Origin of the sequence: Streptomyces flaveus (assembly GCF_014647675.1) — a bacterium.
Taxonomy (GTDB): Bacteria; Actinomycetota; Actinomycetes; order Streptomycetales; family Streptomycetaceae; genus Streptomyces; species Streptomyces flaveus.
On sequence record NZ_BMPQ01000008.1, the window covers coordinates 217,881 to 232,484 of the forward strand.

16 protein-coding genes are annotated in these 14,604 nt (G+C 68.0%); 7 read left to right on the top strand and 9 right to left on the bottom strand.

The window, feature by feature from the left end; genetic code table 11:
• Nucleotides 1-20: 20 nt before the first annotated feature.
• Together IEZ21_RS18985 and cdgB are read right to left on the bottom strand one after the other, a co-directional pair.
• Complete coding sequence (locus IEZ21_RS18985; RefSeq protein WP_189323096.1) at nt 21-998, bottom strand: CBM35 domain-containing protein; 978 nt, start codon at nt 996-998, stop codon at nt 21-23.
• Between the two features lie 118 nt (nt 999-1,116).
• Nucleotides 1,117-2,805 (bottom strand): diguanylate cyclase CdgB, encoded by a 1,689-nt coding sequence (gene cdgB / locus IEZ21_RS18990; RefSeq protein ID WP_189323097.1) that lies wholly within the window; start codon nt 2,803-2,805, stop codon nt 1,117-1,119.
• Between the two features lie 531 nt (nt 2,806-3,336).
• Here cdgB and IEZ21_RS18995 point away from each other — a divergent pair.
• On the top strand, nt 3,337-3,846 hold the full coding sequence (locus IEZ21_RS18995; protein WP_033322370.1) for a flavin reductase family protein: 510 nt from the start codon (nt 3,337-3,339) through the stop codon (nt 3,844-3,846).
• Between the two features lie 23 nt (nt 3,847-3,869).
• Here IEZ21_RS18995 and arfB read toward each other — a convergent pair whose 3' ends face one another.
• Entirely contained in the window at nt 3,870-4,301 is a 432-nt protein-coding gene (gene arfB / locus IEZ21_RS19000) for an alternative ribosome rescue aminoacyl-tRNA hydrolase ArfB (RefSeq protein WP_033322368.1), read from the bottom strand.
• Nucleotides 4,302-4,510: 209 nt separating this feature from the next.
• Between arfB and IEZ21_RS19005 the strand changes: the two genes are divergently transcribed.
• Nucleotides 4,511-5,086 (top strand): TerD family protein, encoded by a 576-nt coding sequence (locus IEZ21_RS19005; protein ID WP_033322366.1) that lies wholly within the window; start codon nt 4,511-4,513, stop codon nt 5,084-5,086.
• A 114-nt stretch (nt 5,087-5,200) separates the two neighbouring features.
• On the opposite strand, the gene IEZ21_RS19010 is transcribed toward IEZ21_RS19005, so the two are convergent.
• Nucleotides 5,201-5,731: a PIN domain-containing protein gene (locus IEZ21_RS19010; RefSeq protein ID WP_189323098.1), complete on the bottom strand. Its 531-nt coding sequence runs from the start codon at nt 5,729-5,731 to the stop codon at nt 5,201-5,203.
• Nucleotides 5,732-5,754: 23 nt separating this feature from the next.
• Nucleotides 5,755-6,858, bottom strand: coding sequence for a helix-turn-helix domain-containing protein (locus tag IEZ21_RS19015; RefSeq protein ID WP_246567886.1), 1,104 nt, complete (start codon nt 6,856-6,858; stop codon nt 5,755-5,757).
• A 113-nt stretch (nt 6,859-6,971) separates the two neighbouring features.
• Here IEZ21_RS19015 and IEZ21_RS19020 point away from each other — a divergent pair, with 113 nt between their 5' ends.
• Nucleotides 6,972-7,292, top strand: coding sequence for an ATP-binding protein (locus IEZ21_RS19020; protein WP_189323099.1), 321 nt, complete (start codon nt 6,972-6,974; stop codon nt 7,290-7,292).
• A gap of 203 nt (nt 7,293-7,495) precedes the next feature.
• Complete coding sequence (locus tag IEZ21_RS19025; protein WP_189323100.1) at nt 7,496-9,031, top strand: alpha/beta fold hydrolase; 1,536 nt, start codon at nt 7,496-7,498, stop codon at nt 9,029-9,031.
• 98 nt (nt 9,032-9,129) lie between these two features.
• Here IEZ21_RS19025 and IEZ21_RS19030 read toward each other — a convergent pair whose 3' ends face one another.
• From IEZ21_RS19030 to IEZ21_RS19040, 3 genes are all read right to left on the bottom strand, one after another.
• The gene (locus tag IEZ21_RS19030; protein ID WP_189323101.1) at nt 9,130-10,197 is read right to left on the bottom strand and encodes a pentapeptide repeat-containing protein; all 1,068 of its coding nucleotides are present in this window, start codon (nt 10,195-10,197) and stop codon (nt 9,130-9,132) included.
• 259 nt (nt 10,198-10,456) lie between these two features.
• A complete protein-coding gene (locus IEZ21_RS19035) occupies nt 10,457-10,984 on the bottom strand; it encodes a DinB family protein (RefSeq protein WP_189323102.1) in 528 nt (175 codons plus the stop codon).
• On the bottom strand, nt 10,981-11,535 hold the full coding sequence (locus IEZ21_RS19040; protein WP_189323103.1) for a GNAT family N-acetyltransferase: 555 nt from the start codon (nt 11,533-11,535) through the stop codon (nt 10,981-10,983). Before IEZ21_RS19040 ends, IEZ21_RS19035 begins: the two co-directional genes overlap by 4 nt.
• A gap of 83 nt (nt 11,536-11,618) precedes the next feature.
• On the opposite strand from IEZ21_RS19040, the gene IEZ21_RS19045 reads away from it, so the two are divergent.
• Nucleotides 11,619-12,080 (top strand): NUDIX hydrolase, encoded by a 462-nt coding sequence (locus IEZ21_RS19045; RefSeq protein ID WP_189323104.1) that lies wholly within the window; start codon nt 11,619-11,621, stop codon nt 12,078-12,080.
• A gap of 31 nt (nt 12,081-12,111) precedes the next feature.
• On the top strand, nt 12,112-12,582 hold the full coding sequence (locus IEZ21_RS19050) for a hypothetical protein (RefSeq protein WP_189323105.1): 471 nt from the start codon (nt 12,112-12,114) through the stop codon (nt 12,580-12,582).
• 11 nt (nt 12,583-12,593) lie between these two features.
• Here the strand turns inward: IEZ21_RS19050 and IEZ21_RS19055 are convergent, their stop codons facing one another.
• On the bottom strand, nt 12,594-14,000 hold the full coding sequence (locus IEZ21_RS19055) for a M1 family metallopeptidase (RefSeq protein ID WP_246567888.1): 1,407 nt from the start codon (nt 13,998-14,000) through the stop codon (nt 12,594-12,596).
• A gap of 76 nt (nt 14,001-14,076) precedes the next feature.
• Between IEZ21_RS19055 and IEZ21_RS19060 the strand changes: the two genes are divergently transcribed.
• Nucleotides 14,077-14,577, top strand: a complete 501-nt coding sequence (locus tag IEZ21_RS19060) for a hypothetical protein (protein ID WP_189323106.1) — start codon at nt 14,077-14,079, stop codon at nt 14,575-14,577.
• Nucleotides 14,578-14,604: the final 27 nt, after the last annotated feature.

Sequence of the window (14,604 nt, forward strand, 5' to 3'; positions counted from 1 at the left end):
GGCCGTCTGGGGACCTGCTGCTAGCTCTTGCTCAGCGACAGCTGGTCGAACACCGCGTCACACTGGTTGCCCTCGGCGCAGGCGATCTCGATGATGTTGGAGCCCTTGGTCAGGTTGACCGGGGTCCAGGTCGTCTGCCAGCCCTTCTCCCAGTCGCCCTTCGGGGCCTGCTTCTCACCGATGAAGTTCTTCATGTTCAGCGGTGAGGTGTTCGCCTTGCCGTTGACCACGACGGTCGCGTTGGCGTCGACACCGGGGATGCCGTAGCGCACGTCCAGCCGGTAGGTGCCGGCCTTCTCGATGTCCCTGACGGTCCACACGACCTTGGCGCCGACCTTGTTGAAGCCTGTCACATAGACACCGCCGCCCGCCTTGGCGCCGTCGAACTGGGTGTCGATGGTCGTGCCGTCCACCAGACGCAGCGCCTTCGCGTCGATCTTCGGCAGCTCGACCTCATCCTGCGCCGGCTTCGAAGCCGGCGAGCTCGGCTCAGCACTCTGCCCGGCCGACGGCTTCGACCCCGCCGCGTCGTTGCCCCCGGGATCTTCGTCGCCGCCGGCCATCGCGATGCCAATGCCGATCACGACGGCCGCGACCACGGCGATCGCGCCGATCAGGAGCCCCTTGGTGTTGGGACCACGGCCACGGCCGCCACCGCCACCACCCAAGCCACTGCCCGGCAGCGGCGTGCGCGTCGTGGGTGAGCCGCCGGGCAACGTCTCCGGCGCCTGGTAGTGCGACTGACCGTACGTACCCTGCCCCTGCTGGGCCGGAGCCTGCGCGTACTGCGCGGTCGGGGCTGTCTGGGAAGCCTGCTGCTGGGCCTGCTGGCCGTACTGGCGCTCGCCGACCGCCCGCACCCGGTTGACCGAACCGGGGTAGCCGTAGCCGCCGCCACCGTCGGGCGGCATGGCTCCGGCGGCCTGACCGTCGGCGTACAGATAGCCGAACGGGTCGTCGTCCTCGGGCGTGCTCGCGCCGTTGTTGCCGGGCGTCATCCCTAGGTCTCCTCAACGGGTGTGGTGCAGATGCGATGGGTGAACAGAAGGGTGAGCCTACCCGCTCCAGACGCCCCAAACGGGTGATTCAGCTCGCACACCACCGCTGACCTGCGCCTCAGCCCGCACGCCGGTGAGCTTTGGGACGAGACCGTTTCTCTATGTACATCCGCTCGTCAGCGGACTTCAACACTTCGTCCGCAGTCATGCCGCAATGCGCCCATCCGATGCCGAAGCTCGCCCCGACCCGCATCGCGCGGCCGTCGACCCGTATCGGCTGGATGATCTCGTTGCGCAGCCGGACCGCGAGGTCCTGCGCGTCGGCCCGGCCGAGACCGTCGGCGAGGACCACGAACTCGTCGCCGCCGAGGCGCGCGACCGTGTCCCCGTCCCGCACGCCGCCGCTCAGCCGTCGCGCCACCTCGATCAGCACCGCGTCGCCGGCGTTGTGCCCGAAGCGGTCGTTGATCGACTTGAAGCCGTCGAGGTCGCAGAAGAGCACCGCGAGCCCCTTCGTGCCGTCGTCCGTCTCGCCCTGCGGCGCGATGGTGTGCACGTGATGGTCGTACGCGCCGAAGGCCTCGGGGGGCGGCCGGAAGTCGAAACCGTGCCCGTCCGAGTCGTACACGGGCGCCAAGCCCTGCTCCCCGTACTCGCCGTGCTGCGCGAAGGCCGCGTCCAGCGTGTCCACCGGGCTGGGTGCCACGGACGTGGGGCGGCTGCACAGGCGGGCGGACAGCCGGGAGCGCAGTTCGGCGGAGTTCGGCAGTCCGGTGAGCGAGTCGTGCGAGGCGCGGTGGGCGAGCTGGAGTTCGCGGCGCTTGCGTTCCTCGATGTCCTCGACGTGGGTGAGCAGGAAGCGCGGCCCGTCGGTGGCGTCCGCGACCACGCTGTTGCGCAGGGAGACCCAGACGTACGTCCCGTCGCGGCGCCCGAGCCGCAGTTCGGCGCGACCGCCCTCCGCGGACGTACGCAGCAGGGTGCCGATGTCCTCGGGATGGACGAGGTCGGAGAAGGAGTAGCGGCGCATCGCGGAGGCGGGGCGGCCCAGCAGGCGGCACAGGGCGTCGTTGGTCCGCAGGATGCGCCCGTGCTGGTCGCCGCCCATCTCGGCGATGGCCATGCCGGAGGGGGCGTACTCGAAGGCCTGGCGGAAGCTCTCCTCGCTGGCGCGCAGGGCCTGCTGTTCCCGCTCGAGGCGGACGAGGGCGCGCTGCATGTTGGCCCTGAGCCGGGCGTTGCTGATCGCGATGGCCGCCTGGAACGCGTACATCTGCAGGGCCTCGCGTCCCCAGGCGCCGGGGAGGCGTCCGTTGCGCGGGCGGTCGACGGAGAGTACGCCGATCAGCTCACCGCAGGCGCCGCCGGGTACGCCCGGCGTGTACATGGGTGCGAAGAGGCGGTCGGAGGGGTGCCACTCGTCCTCGAAGCGGGGCGCGGGGCCGTCGGTGTACCACTGCGGGACGTCGTCGTCGTCGAGGACCCAGCCCTCGGTGTGGGGTATGAAACGCAGGTCGCCCCAGGCCTCGCCCATGCTCAGCCGGCGATCCCAGGAGGCGCGGGAGCCGACGCGGCCGGTGATGAGTGCCTCGGCGGCGGAGTTGCCCGAGAAGGCGGCGACGACGAGGTCTCCATCGGGGCGTACGAGATTGACGGCGGCGATTTCGTAGCCCAGGCCCGTCACGACTCCGTCGGCGACGGTCTGCAGCGTGTCGGCGAGGCTGCGTGCCGTGTTCATGTCGGCCATGACCTGATGCAGCTGCCGCAGGGTCGCAAGACGGACGTACGGCTCCGACTCGGTCTCCATGCTCGCTCTCCCCGAGACCTCGACAGCAACTCCAGAGTTATCCGGGCTTCTCGACTGCGCTTCTCGTCTGTGTATCTCGTCTGTACTGGTACTGATCGACTGTCGACGGTGGACTGGTCGCCTACTGATTGTTTGGCTGATCCCTGGGTCGCCTATCGACTGCAGCGTCTCCGCCACTGAATCACAGCGCGCTCCCCACTCGGTACACAGGGTCAACAAAATATGGCTCTTGTGACTCAAGTCACAACTGAACGTGAGCAATTGAGTGGAGATTCTGCGTTTTCACCGTGCGTTTACTGAACGCAATTATGCGGAGTCTGCGAGGTTACCTGGCCCGGGCGGACGTCGGTCGGACATCATCCGGCCGTCGGTCAGCGGTCGTCGATCGTCGGTCGTCGGTCCTAGGACCTGGCTCGGGCGCTGGTCCGATGCGCGGGCCGGAGCGAGGGGACTAGCGTTTTCCGGGTGCTGACGACTCCTCCTGCCCCAGGTGTGCCCCTGACCCCCACCTCTGACGGGCATGCTGTTGGGGTGAGTGACGACGAGTTCCGCGCCGCCATGTCCCGGCTGGCCGCGGGCGTGGTGCTGGTGACCGCGCACGAGCCCGCGCTGGATCCCGAGGGGCCGGGCGGTGAGGACGTCGGGATGACGGCGACCGCCTTCATGTCCGTGTCCCTGGACCCGCCCCTGGTCCTGGTCAGCCTGCGTGAGGGTTCCCGCATGGACGACCTGCTCGACGAGCAGCCCCTGTGGGCGGTCTCGGTCCTCTCCGAGAGCCAGCGCCACATCGCGGGCCGCTTCGCCATGAAGGGCCGTATCTCCGACCGCCTCCTCTTCGAGGACATTCCGTACGTACGCGGAGAGGCGTCCGGGGCGCTGCTCGTGGGCGGTGCCCTGGCGACCCTGGAGTGCAGGACGGAGCAACGGGTGCCCGCGGGCGATCACACGCTGGTGATCGGGCGGGTGCTGGCGGCGTCGGTGCCGAGTGCGGACGGGGGGCCGTTGGCGTACTTCAAGGGGCGCTACCGGCAGCTGGGGTAACCGAACCAGCGAAATTCGATCGCTTACGGTCCCCAGTCGCGCCCGGAGCGCCCGCGCTTGGTGTCGGATCGCTGCTTCTTCTGCCTCAGCCGGCGTTCGTTGATGCCGCGGGGGATACGGGTGGGCCGGCGGGGCTTGGGCGGCGGAGCGGTGGCTTCGGCTAGCAGGGCGGCGAGGCGTACGGCGGCGGTCTCGCGGTTGCGCCACTGGGAGCGGTGCTCGGAGGCTCGTACGCTGACGACTCCGTCGACGAGCTTCGGGGCGAGCCGTTCGAGGGCGCGGGCCTTCCACACCGGAGGCAGGGCTTCCGTCTTCGCGAGGTCGAACCGGACCTCCACCTGAGTGTCACTCGTGTTGACATGCTGGCCACCGGGCCCCGAGGAGCGCGAGAAACGCCACACCAGCTCGGCCTCGGGGAGCGAGACGGAGCCGCGGATGACGTAGGGACCAGACATGGCTCCATGGTCGCGTGTGTGTCCGGTCCACGTCACGTGCTTTTTCCAGGGCCCTGGGCTTCTCGGGTAAAGAAAGTAAAGAGGGCGGAACCTGGGGGACCCCCCGCGGCGTTCATAGGGGTGACGGTAGCTTCGTCCCCGTACGAAGCACCGAGTTCAACCGCACCGCACTTGTCGTACGTACGTCAACGATGGAAGGACTCCCAACAATGGCTGTAAGCCTGTCCAAGGGTGGCAACGTCTCGCTCACCAAGGAGGCTCCGGGCCTGACCGCTGTCACCGTGGGCCTCGGCTGGGACGTCCGCAGCACCACGGGGACCGACTTCGACCTGGACGCCTCGGCCATCGCGGTCAACCCGGAGGGCAAGGTCTACTCGGACGGTCACTTCATCTTCTTCAACAACAAGCAGACCCCGGACCAGACCATCGTCCACACCGGCGACAACCGCACGGGTGAGGGCGCGGGCGACGACGAGGCGATCAACGTCAATCTCGCGGGCCTTCCCGCCGACATCGACAAGATCGTCTTCCCGGTCTCCATCTACGACGCCGAAACCCGCTCCCAGAACTTCGGCCAGGTCCGCAACGCCTACATCCGCATCATCAACCAGGCCGGCGGCACGGAAATCGCCCGCTACGACCTCTCGGAAGACGCCGCCACAGAGACCGCCATGGTCTTCGGCGAGCTCTACCGCAACGGCGCCGAGTGGAAGTTCCGCGCGGTCGGCCAGGGCTACGCCTCGGGCCTCGTGGGAATCGCCCAGGACTTCGGCGTGAACGTCTGAGGTTCGGCATGCCTGTTTTTGTCGGAGCCCCCGGTCACTTGGTGACTGGGGGCTCCGCCCTTTTGCGCCTGGCCAGGATTCGACTGGCGCGCCGCTGAACGTAATTCCGTACGGCTACAGCAGTCCGTTCTGCTTGGCCCAGCTGATGAATTGACCGCGAGCGCAGGGATAGCGTGCACCACTATTGATCAACGCGTCGACCAGGTTATTTCCCACGTATTCCGTTATGTGTCCCTCGCTCACAGCGGTCGCTATTACGCGCAGTGATCCCCAGACGGGGAGAGAGTGCCTGAGAGCAATTCTCCGAGCGTCTCCGTCATCGATCACCGCAATCGCCCCGTTGACCTCGGCCCATGCCAGGACGGTAGCTTCTCCTTCGTTCGACTTACTGCCAGAAACCCGATCCATCCACTTCACGAGTGCCGCGAGTTCGTTCAGGTGATCGACATGCACGATCTCCAGCCAATCAGCACTCGCCAGGCTCAGCCCGTAGGTACTCAGTTCGTCCACCACTGTCTGGGTGGTCACATTCCGCCGTCCCCCGCCTTGCCAGGTTCGGGCGACGTCGCCGAGGACATCGAGTTTTCCCGCCTTGATCGCGTGAAAAAGAGGAGACGTATCCCAGGCAAGGAAGTTGGCGGTCACGCCTGTAGCGACAGAAGGCGCACTCACGGCAGTGGCTCCTCCAGGCTACGCGTGGGAAGTTCATCCGCCGCGAGTGCACCATAGAGCAATTCAATTGTGCGTGGAGCCGTGATGGCGCCCGCATCCCAGGCGCCCAGCACCGCTTTGCGCCACAATTTACCGGTCGCACCAGGCTCAAGATCGGGGATAGGCTGTTCGCCGAGTACGGCCAGGAAATCTCCACGCGTGGGCGAGTTCGCCTTCTGCCGTCTGGCTTCACCGCTGTCGATCAGCCCCAGGTTGCGCACACGATTTACGACTGCGCTCCACGACATTCGGTAGTTGGCTGCCAGGGCAAGCATGACAGACCTGGCTTTCTTGGCTTCTGTAACTTCCTGCCACGCGCTCTGCACATCCTGGGAAGGCAGGAGGAAGCACTCAGCGAACCGGTCAATTTGTCGCTCGCGCTCATCGCGGCCTGCTGCCACACCAGCATCGCTGTGGTACTCGTCCTGCAGAAGGTGATGTCCAAGTTCGTGGGCAGCCGTCCACCGCCGCCTTCCGGGCTGCGCTTCTCCGCTGATGACAGCTACCCCATAACCGTCCTGCAGGAGTGAAGCCCCCTCGGCCGGCTCGTTCACGACGGTCAGGAAGAGACCCAGCTGCTCCACAACGTCTGCCATCGGCCCAAGCGGGCCCGACGGCATGCCCAAAGCCTGCCGGGCTGCCGCAGCGAGCTCACCCGGGTCGACCTGGCCTTCCGTCCGCTGCCCGGAGGAGTCCAGCTGTGGAGGGGTGAGAAAGCCCTCCGAGACAAGCCAATGAGCGTTTCGAGCGTGCTGCTCGAGCCAGGCATCGAGCCGGTAGCTGGCACGAGTCGCCTCGTGCGACACGTCCTCCAGTGCGGCTCGACGGGACACGAGAGGCGCTGGCGGACGGGAGAGGAAGTGCGCCAGAGGGACTCCCAGCGCTTGGGCCAGACGAGAAAGCTCAAGAGCGGAAACACGACGTTCCCCGGCTTCGATGCGCACTATGGCTGTGCGATCGAGCCCGACCGTAGAGGCCAGGTCGCCCTGGCTCATATCCGCAGCCAAGCGCGCCTCAGCGATCCGCTCGCCTACCTCATCCCAGCTCTGCACCGCTTCCATGTGTGCGATTTTTGCACACCTGAGGCTGGCTGACATCTGTGGAAGGCTGCCTTCTCGGTCAAACGACGGCTTCCCCCGCCTGCGCATGCCCCGGCAGAAGCAGTTCTTCGGCTATGCCACCGGCGACGCCGTCCGCGCAGTGGGTCCCCACCGAGGTCATCACCAATGCCGTACAGCACACCGGTACGCCAACCATCAAGCTGGAGACGGCGGTTCTGGCCGACGGCGTACGCGTGGCCGTGTACGACGACGGGCCCGCGGGGCTGCTGTTGCCGCCCTCCGAAGCCGCACAGGACAGCGAAGACGGGCGCGGTTTACTCCTCGTACAAACCCTCGCGCACGCATGGGGCGTCGGCCCGGCGTACAGCCCCGGCCGGACCGGCAAGCACGTCTGGTTCGAGCTTCAAAGTCCCAGCGCGCCGCTGGAGAGATGACGGCTTGCGCGTACCCCATGCAAGTCCACGGGCCATCAGGGCCACAGGTGGAATCCCCTAGGCACCACCCTGAGGACCACCCCGATCATGTCCCTGCCTCTTCCCTGATTCCGGTCCCGCACGGTTGTGACCCCGATTGGCGGGCTGCCACGGTGACCGAGGGCGCCCCGTGGTCAACCGGCAAGACCGTCGAAAGGAACTGCATGCAACCGCTCTTCAGAGCGCTCACCGGAGTGCTCGCCGCTGGAGCGCTCGCTGCCGGAGTGTTAGCTGCCGGGACATCGGCGCCGGCTGTGGAAACAAAGGACGTCGGCAGTCCCGTCGGGAACGCGACGTCGCCTGACGCCATCGACTGGAAGCCCTGTGCGCAGGACGCCGCAGCGGAATGCGGGACCCTGCGCCTGCCCGTCGACTGGACTCGCCCGTCGGGAGAGACGTTCGATCTCGCGGTGGCCCGTCGCAAGGCCACCGATCCGGATCGTCGGGTCGGTGTGCTAGTGGTGAACCCGGGCGGGCCCGGCGATTCGGGTGTGGACTTCGCCGTACGGCGTGCCACGTCCCACTTCAGTGCGGACACCCAGGCCAAGTTCGACATCGTCGGGTTCGACCCGCGGGGTGTCGGCGGCAGTCAGCCGGTGAAGTGTTCGACGGAGTTGCTGAACAGGCGGCCGTCGGCCTACCCCCGCAACCAGGCGGAGTTCGATCAACTCGCCGAGTACAACCGCTCGTTACGCGAGGACTGCCGTCAGCACACCGGTCCGGTCTTCGACCACGCCGACACCTTGAGCGTCGTCCGGGACATGGACTCCCTCCGCAGATCACTGGGCGAGAAGAAGATCAATTACTTCGGCCATTCCTACGGCACACTGATCGGCCAGCAGTACGCGGAGGAGTACGGCGACCGGATCCGGGCCATGGCCCTCACCGCGAACGTCGACCACAGCCTCGGCGCCCGGGAGTTCATCACCTCCTCGGCGGCCACCGCGGAGGACTCCTTCCACCAGTTCGTGAAGTGGTGCAAGTCCACCAGCTCCTGCACACTGCACGGCCGGGACATCACCGCCGTATGGGACGGCCTGCTCGCCCGCGCGGACCAAGGGGAGATACGCGACCCGGAGAACCCGGATCAGACTCTCACCGCGAACGACATCACCCTGTTCGCCTTCAAGGCGTTCTACGGCCCGGACTGGAACGAGCTGGCCACCTACCTGGCGAAGCTGGACGCCCAGGAGCGGCAGGCACCGCGGCTTACCGGCGGTGGGCCACCTCAACCGCGGACGTCGCAGGCAGCGCGGCAGCAGACAACCGCGGAACCGTTCCACGCGGTGTTCTGCCAGGACTGGAACCTCCGGCCGAAGAACTACCGGCAATACGCCGCCCTCACCGAAGCCGAGTTCCAGGCCGCACCCCATATGCGCGGCACCCCCCGCGTACACGCCGCAGTAGCGGGCTGCATCGGCTGGCCGGAAAAGGTGAACAACCCACAGCACCGTCTCCACATCACCGACGCACCCAAGATCCTCATGCTGCATTCACTGCACGACCCGGCGAACAACTACGCCTGGGCGACCAACATCCACCGGCAGACCCGCGAGACGACCGTCCTGCTGCCGTACGAAGGCGCGGGACACAGCGTCTACGGTCGTAGCGACTGCACCCGTGACGCAGTGGACGACTACCTGGCGGAACTCAACCTCCCTGGTCCTGGGAGCCGTTGCGCGCCCGCGGCGCAGAAGTAACCACGACGAGCCAGACCACTTGTCGCTCAGAGCAGAGAGCGCCCGGTTTCACCGGGGGCGATGTCTCTGAGTTCTGACAACGCCCCCGGGCCCTTCGGTCACGGCATGGAGCGCAGGGGCGGGTGCTGCGTGGTTATCCCCGGGGGCTGGAGCAGTGGCGGAGGTTCGGGGCCGGGATCCTCGGTGACAACGACTCCGGCGGCCGAGTGGTCGAAACCGGCTGGCCAGCGAGTGTGCTCGCTGGCCAGCGCGCCGGTCAGACGTGCCTGGAGAAGGTCGGCCGTGCTCAGGTCGGAGCCACGCAAGTCGGCCAGGCGAAGGTCGGCGCGGCGGAAGACAGCGCCGCCTGCGTCGGCCTTGCGCAGGTTCGCCTCGCGCAGGTCGGCCTCGGTGAAGTCCGCGTCACGCAAGTCGGTTTCGACCAGCCGGGCGCCCCGCAGGTCGGTCAGAACGCAGCGGGCCCGGCGCAGGATCGCCGTCTTGAGTTCGGCGTGCCGCAGGTTGACCGATACGAGAGAGGCTTGCGTCAGGTTGGCGTGGTACAGGCTCGCCGCCTCCATGCAGGAGCGGTCGAGGTTGACCTCGGGCAGCCACAGCCCGTCGCAGTCGGCCCGGCGCAGGTCCGTGACGCCGAGGTTGACCCAAGACTCCTCCCGGTGCTGGCACAGCACGCCGAGGCCGGTCAGCGCCACTTGGGCGTCGGCGGCTCGGATCTCCAGCGGCGCGACGTCGTTGATGGGCACGTCCGCTGCTGGAGCTTCCGGTCCGGCGGGCGGCCAGGGCAGGTGTGTACGCAGGTACGCGGCCTGGATGGAGATGACGGCCTCGCGGTCGCGGGCGGAGTGCTCGGCGATGCGCCACAGTGCGTGGAGTCCGCCGATGCGTGTTGCCAGCTTGTCGCTGCCGAGCTGATCGACGGCCGTGCTGAACCGGTCGGTGACATAGCCCTCCTGGGTGGCGCGCAAGCCCGCCTGGCTGACTTGCAGTTGCCTCCAGGTGGCGTACGCGCCGAACAGCACGACCATGCCGCCCACGGCCTGCAGAAGCGTCGTACGGACATCGTTCACCGCTTTCAGCCGGTCCTGCGCAGCGACGCTCGCCCCGGCGAGATCGTGGTCGACCACCACACCCGGCAGGACGACGAGCACTGCGCCCAGAACGGCCAACCCTGTGGTCCCAGCCAGCAGGGCCGCGATCGCACGACGTCTGACCAGCCGGTCGCGCCGCGGCCTGCGACCACGGTCCGTCCCCCCTGTCCCCATGGGCATGGGAGCCTAGGCGCCACCCAAAAAACGATCAAGGTGCACGACCAGCTCGGGTTCCTGCTCTCGCGGATGAGCGAGTCCCTGACTGACGTACACCGCATCGCGGAGAGTCGGGGCGTGCGGCCCTTGCGTGCCGCTGGAGGGATGACGGCTGGCGGACTCACGCCGCGGACGCGGCGCGCAGCAAGCGGAGTTGGCCGATTTCGGTGACGTTCTTCATCAGTTCTGCGTTCACCCAGGTGACCATGTGGGCGACAGTGTGCTCGGGGTCGTTCTGCCAGGGGAACGGGGCCGTGGCGTCCAGCTCCGTGTCGGTGAGGCGGTCCAGTACCGCCAGCCAGTCACCGCGGAGGCCGCGCAGCCACTCGACGGCAGCCCTGCCGTCATCCGGCCATGTGATCTCGGTCCGCTCCCGAGGCGTACGTCCCTGCGCGTGATCGATGCTCACGCTCCACCACCAGCCGATATGCCAGCTCAGCCAGCCGATCGTGGGGACCGGCACGGGCTCGGGCTCGGTATCCGCCCAGTCCGGCACCCATGTCCCTTCCTGGTTCGGGCGCACCGTCCAGCAGTGAGGCACCGGCTCCCACAGGAAGTCCTCGGGCTCCAGCCGCTCCAGGTGGTACTCGAAGAGCGACCAGGTCAGCTCGAACTGCCAGCGCAGCAGATCACGTTGGGACGCCTTCATCGGTCGTCTCCGGCCTTCCTCGCAGGTGCCCATTCCTCGGCGAGGAGCCCGAGGACGACCTCGTCGGCAAAGGCGCCGTACACCCAGGCGGAGCGGCGCAGGGTGCCCTCGAGCGTGAAGCCGGTTCTGGTCGCGGCCGCGATCATGGGGGTGTTGTCGGCGAGGGGCTCAACTTGCAGCCGTTGCAGGCCGCGTACCGCGAAACCGTACTCGCACAGGACACCGAGGACGTCGGCCGCCAGGCCACGTCCTCGGAAGGCGGGGAGCAGGGTGATCCCCAGGTGGGCCGTCCTGTTGTGCAGGTCGATGCCCCACAGCAGGGCCTCGCCGGCCAACTCCTGCGACTCCAGCCCCTCCACCGAGAAGTACGCCCTCTCATCCGACGGCTCGGCGCCCGCGGCGGGAGACTCCGCCGCGTCCGGCGGGAGGGGCCGCCACGGACGGGGGTTGGTGCGCGATCGCGTCACCACGTCGTCGTACAACTCGGCCTGGAAAACCGGAACATCACTGTCTTGCCGAGTGCGTAACCCGACCCTGTCGCCACGTATCACGCGCCCTTGCTATCCCAGATGCCGTGGCCGGACAACGCAATTAGCCGACCGCGACCGGCCGGCACAGGTCCTAGCCTGCAGACATGTCTCTCGAACCGCGCATCCCACGTCCGGCCGCCCGTATCGCCGTACTCGACCCGGAGGGCTCAGTCTTCCTCTTCCGGTACGACAACGAAGAGGTCGGCATCCACTGGGCCATGCCCGGCGGCGGTCTCGAACCCGGCGAGAGCCCACGCGAGGGCGCCCTGCGCGAACTCCGCGAGGAGACCGGCTGGACCGACCTCACCCCCGGGCCCCTGCTGTGCACTTGGGAGCACGACTTCACACGCATGAACGTCCCCGTCCGCCAGCACGAGCACATCTACGTGGCGTATGGGCCGCGCCGCGAGCCGGACGGCGACGACCGCATCCGCGCGCTGCGCAGCGCGGAGGGCATGCTGGGCTGGAAGTGGTGGACCCGGAAGGAGTTGGCCGACGCGGCGGAGTCCGTGTGGCCGCCCGAACTGCCGCGGCTGCTTGCGGAGTTGGACGGGCGCGAGGCGTGACGCACAGGGGCGCAGGGGGCAAGCACCTCGTGTGGAATGGATGACCTTGGCCGGTACGGGGCTTGGCGCGCTCGTCGGCGTCGGTGCGACGCTGCTCGCCGAACGGGCACGGTGGCGCCGCGACTCGGCCGAACGTGCAAGGCAGGAGCGCAAGGAGATCTACGTCGCCTGCCTGACCGCCTTCCGGCAGGCGCACGAGTCGATGCGCGCCGTGGCCTTCGGGGACCAGCGGTGGGAGGCGCCGGCACTGGACGCGGCGGTACGGGAGGCGCTCCGGGCCTCGGGGTGCAATGAAGCGCGCGACACGGCGGCCCTCTTCGCCGCCCCGGAGATCGTCGCCGCGATCGACGACGCGTTCTACAGCCTGCGCCGGCTGATGGACGTCCTCGCCTCGGGAAATGGCCTCGGCTCAGCCGCGTTCCAGGAGGCACAGATGGCACACCGGAGTGCCGTCAAGCTGGCGCAGGCCGCCATGCGCCGGGACCTCGGAAGTGACGCCTGACGCGGGTGCGGTCAGGCGTGGTTCGGCTTTCCGGACCCGTACAGCCAGTCGTCCCAGATCGGGCTGAAGTCCTCGTCCGGTGCCTGCTGTTCCACGTACGCCGTGAAGTCGGACGTGTTCGCGTTGCCGTGGCGGTGGGTGGTCGGCCAGCCGCGGAGGATGTCGTGGAAGGTGGCGTCGCCGGTCGTTTCGCGGATCTTGTGGAGGACCATGGCGCCGCGCTGGTAGACGGGGTCGTCGGAGATGTGCGCGGCGCTCGTCGGGCTCGCGGGTGGGAAGGCCCACAGGTCCTCGTATGTCTCCTCGCCGTGGTCGTACAGCGCGTCGAAGGTCTCATGGGCCGTGTCGCCGCCGTGGTCCTCCTGCCAGAGCCACTCCGCGTACGTCGTGAAGCCCTCGTTGAGCCACATGTCGCGCCAGGAGGCGGGGGTGACGGAGTTGCCGTACCACTGATGGGCCAGTTCGTGGACGAGGAGGGCGGTGTCGGGGGCGCCGGGGAAGACGGGGCGGGTCTGGGTCTCCAGGGCGTAGCCCACGTCGTTCGCGCGGTCGACGATCGCGCCGGTGGAGGAGAAGGGGTACGGGCCGAAGTTCTCCTCCGCCCACCGCATGATCTCGGGGATACGGGCGAGGACCTTGGCGCTCGCCTTCGACTGGTCGGGGTCGACGGCCACGTACACCGGCAGGCCGTTCGCGGTCTTCGAGCGGCGTACGTCGTACTCGCCGATCGCGACCGTCGCCAGATACGTCGCCATCGGCTCCCCGACGTGCCAGGCGAAGGTCGTGCGGCCCTTCTCCGTCTTCTCGCGCTTCAACTCCCCGTTGGACACCGCCTTCAGGCCCTCGGGGACGGTGATCGTGATGTCGTACGTCGCCTTGTCGCTCGGGTGATGGTTGCCGGGGAACCAGGCCATCGAGCCGGTGGGTTCACCGAGGGCGAGGGCGCCGTCCGCCGTCCTCAGCCAGCCCTCTCGTGAACCGTCGGGGTCGGTGATGGTCTCGGGGCGGCCGGAGTAGTGGACGGTGGTGTGGAAGGTGGCGTTTCTGTCGAGGGCGTCGGGCGGGCGGATGGTCAGTTCGTGGTCGCCGCTGTGGTGGAAGCGGGCGGACGTGTCGTCGACTTCGGCCGCGGTGACCTTCATGCCCTTGAGGTCGAGGTTGAACGAGGTGAGGTCCTGCTTCGCCCGCGCTTCGATCTCCGCCGTTCCCGTCAGGCGGCGGGAGTTGGGGTCGTAGGTCAGGGTGAGGGCGTAGTGAGTTACGTCGTAGCCGCCGTTGCCCGCCTTCGGGAAGTACGGGTCGCTCAGGCCGGAGGCGCCGATCTTGTCCCGCGCGCTGCTGCCTCCGCACGCGGTCAGGGTGAGGGCGAGTGCGAGGGCGGACGCGACGGCCGGTACGAGGCGGGCGGGTCGGGGCACGTTCGCGATCCTACGAGGATCGGGGCTGGGATCGGGGCACGTCAGGGGCCCGAGCGGGCGTGACACCATCACGTACGTGCTCGACATCGGCTACGCCCTCTCCTCCCGCTTCCCGGATCCTCCGCAGACCGACTACCGCCGCGCGGACGTCCGCGCCCTGCGGCACGATCTGTTCTGCGGCGACGTCTATCTCGCCGACACCAAGGCGGACCGGGAACTGTCCACAGCCTGGGGATGGGTACCGGTACTCGACTTCGCGTGGGCGCTGTGCGACATCGTGGAGCGGATCGACCGGGATCCGGCGGGCTCGCGGGCCTCGCGCCCGCAGCGCGCCGAGCTGGACTTCACCGAGTCGACCGACCGGATGTTCTTCGAGCGGCGCTTCGGGTGGGTGGACATCGAAGCCGACTGGATGCCGGTGGAGGAGCCTGCGCTGAGCTTCTCGCACGCCGAACTCCGGCGTGAGGCGCGGGACTTCTTGCACGATCTGATCGCCGATCTGTGCGATCTGCATGACGCTCTCGCGGAGAACTCGGCGATCTGGACCCTCCAAGCCCGTTTCCCGAGGATGCACTGAACGGGGTGCGGGTGCGTGGGCGGCGGT

Coding starts and splice junctions, on each gene's coding strand:
- IEZ21_RS19035 (WP_189323102.1), bottom strand. CDS start 10,984: ATGAAGGCGTCCCAACGTGATCTGCTGCGCTGGCAGTTCGAGCTGACC.
- IEZ21_RS19045 (WP_189323104.1), top strand. CDS start 11,619: ATGTCTCTCGAACCGCGCATCCCACGTCCGGCCGCCCGTATCGCCGTA.
- IEZ21_RS19015 (WP_246567886.1), bottom strand. CDS start 6,858: ATGGAAGCGGTGCAGAGCTGGGATGAGGTAGGCGAGCGGATCGCTGAG.
- IEZ21_RS19020 (WP_189323099.1), top strand. CDS start 6,972: ATGCCACCGGCGACGCCGTCCGCGCAGTGGGTCCCCACCGAGGTCATC.
- arfB (WP_033322368.1), bottom strand. CDS start 4,301: ATGTCTGGTCCCTACGTCATCCGCGGCTCCGTCTCGCTCCCCGAGGCC.
- cdgB (WP_189323097.1), bottom strand. CDS start 2,805: ATGGAGACCGAGTCGGAGCCGTACGTCCGTCTTGCGACCCTGCGGCAG.
- IEZ21_RS19025 (WP_189323100.1), top strand. CDS start 7,496: ATGCAACCGCTCTTCAGAGCGCTCACCGGAGTGCTCGCCGCTGGAGCG.
- IEZ21_RS19005 (WP_033322366.1), top strand. CDS start 4,511: ATGGCTGTAAGCCTGTCCAAGGGTGGCAACGTCTCGCTCACCAAGGAG.
- IEZ21_RS18985 (WP_189323096.1), bottom strand. CDS start 998: ATGACGCCCGGCAACAACGGCGCGAGCACGCCCGAGGACGACGACCCG.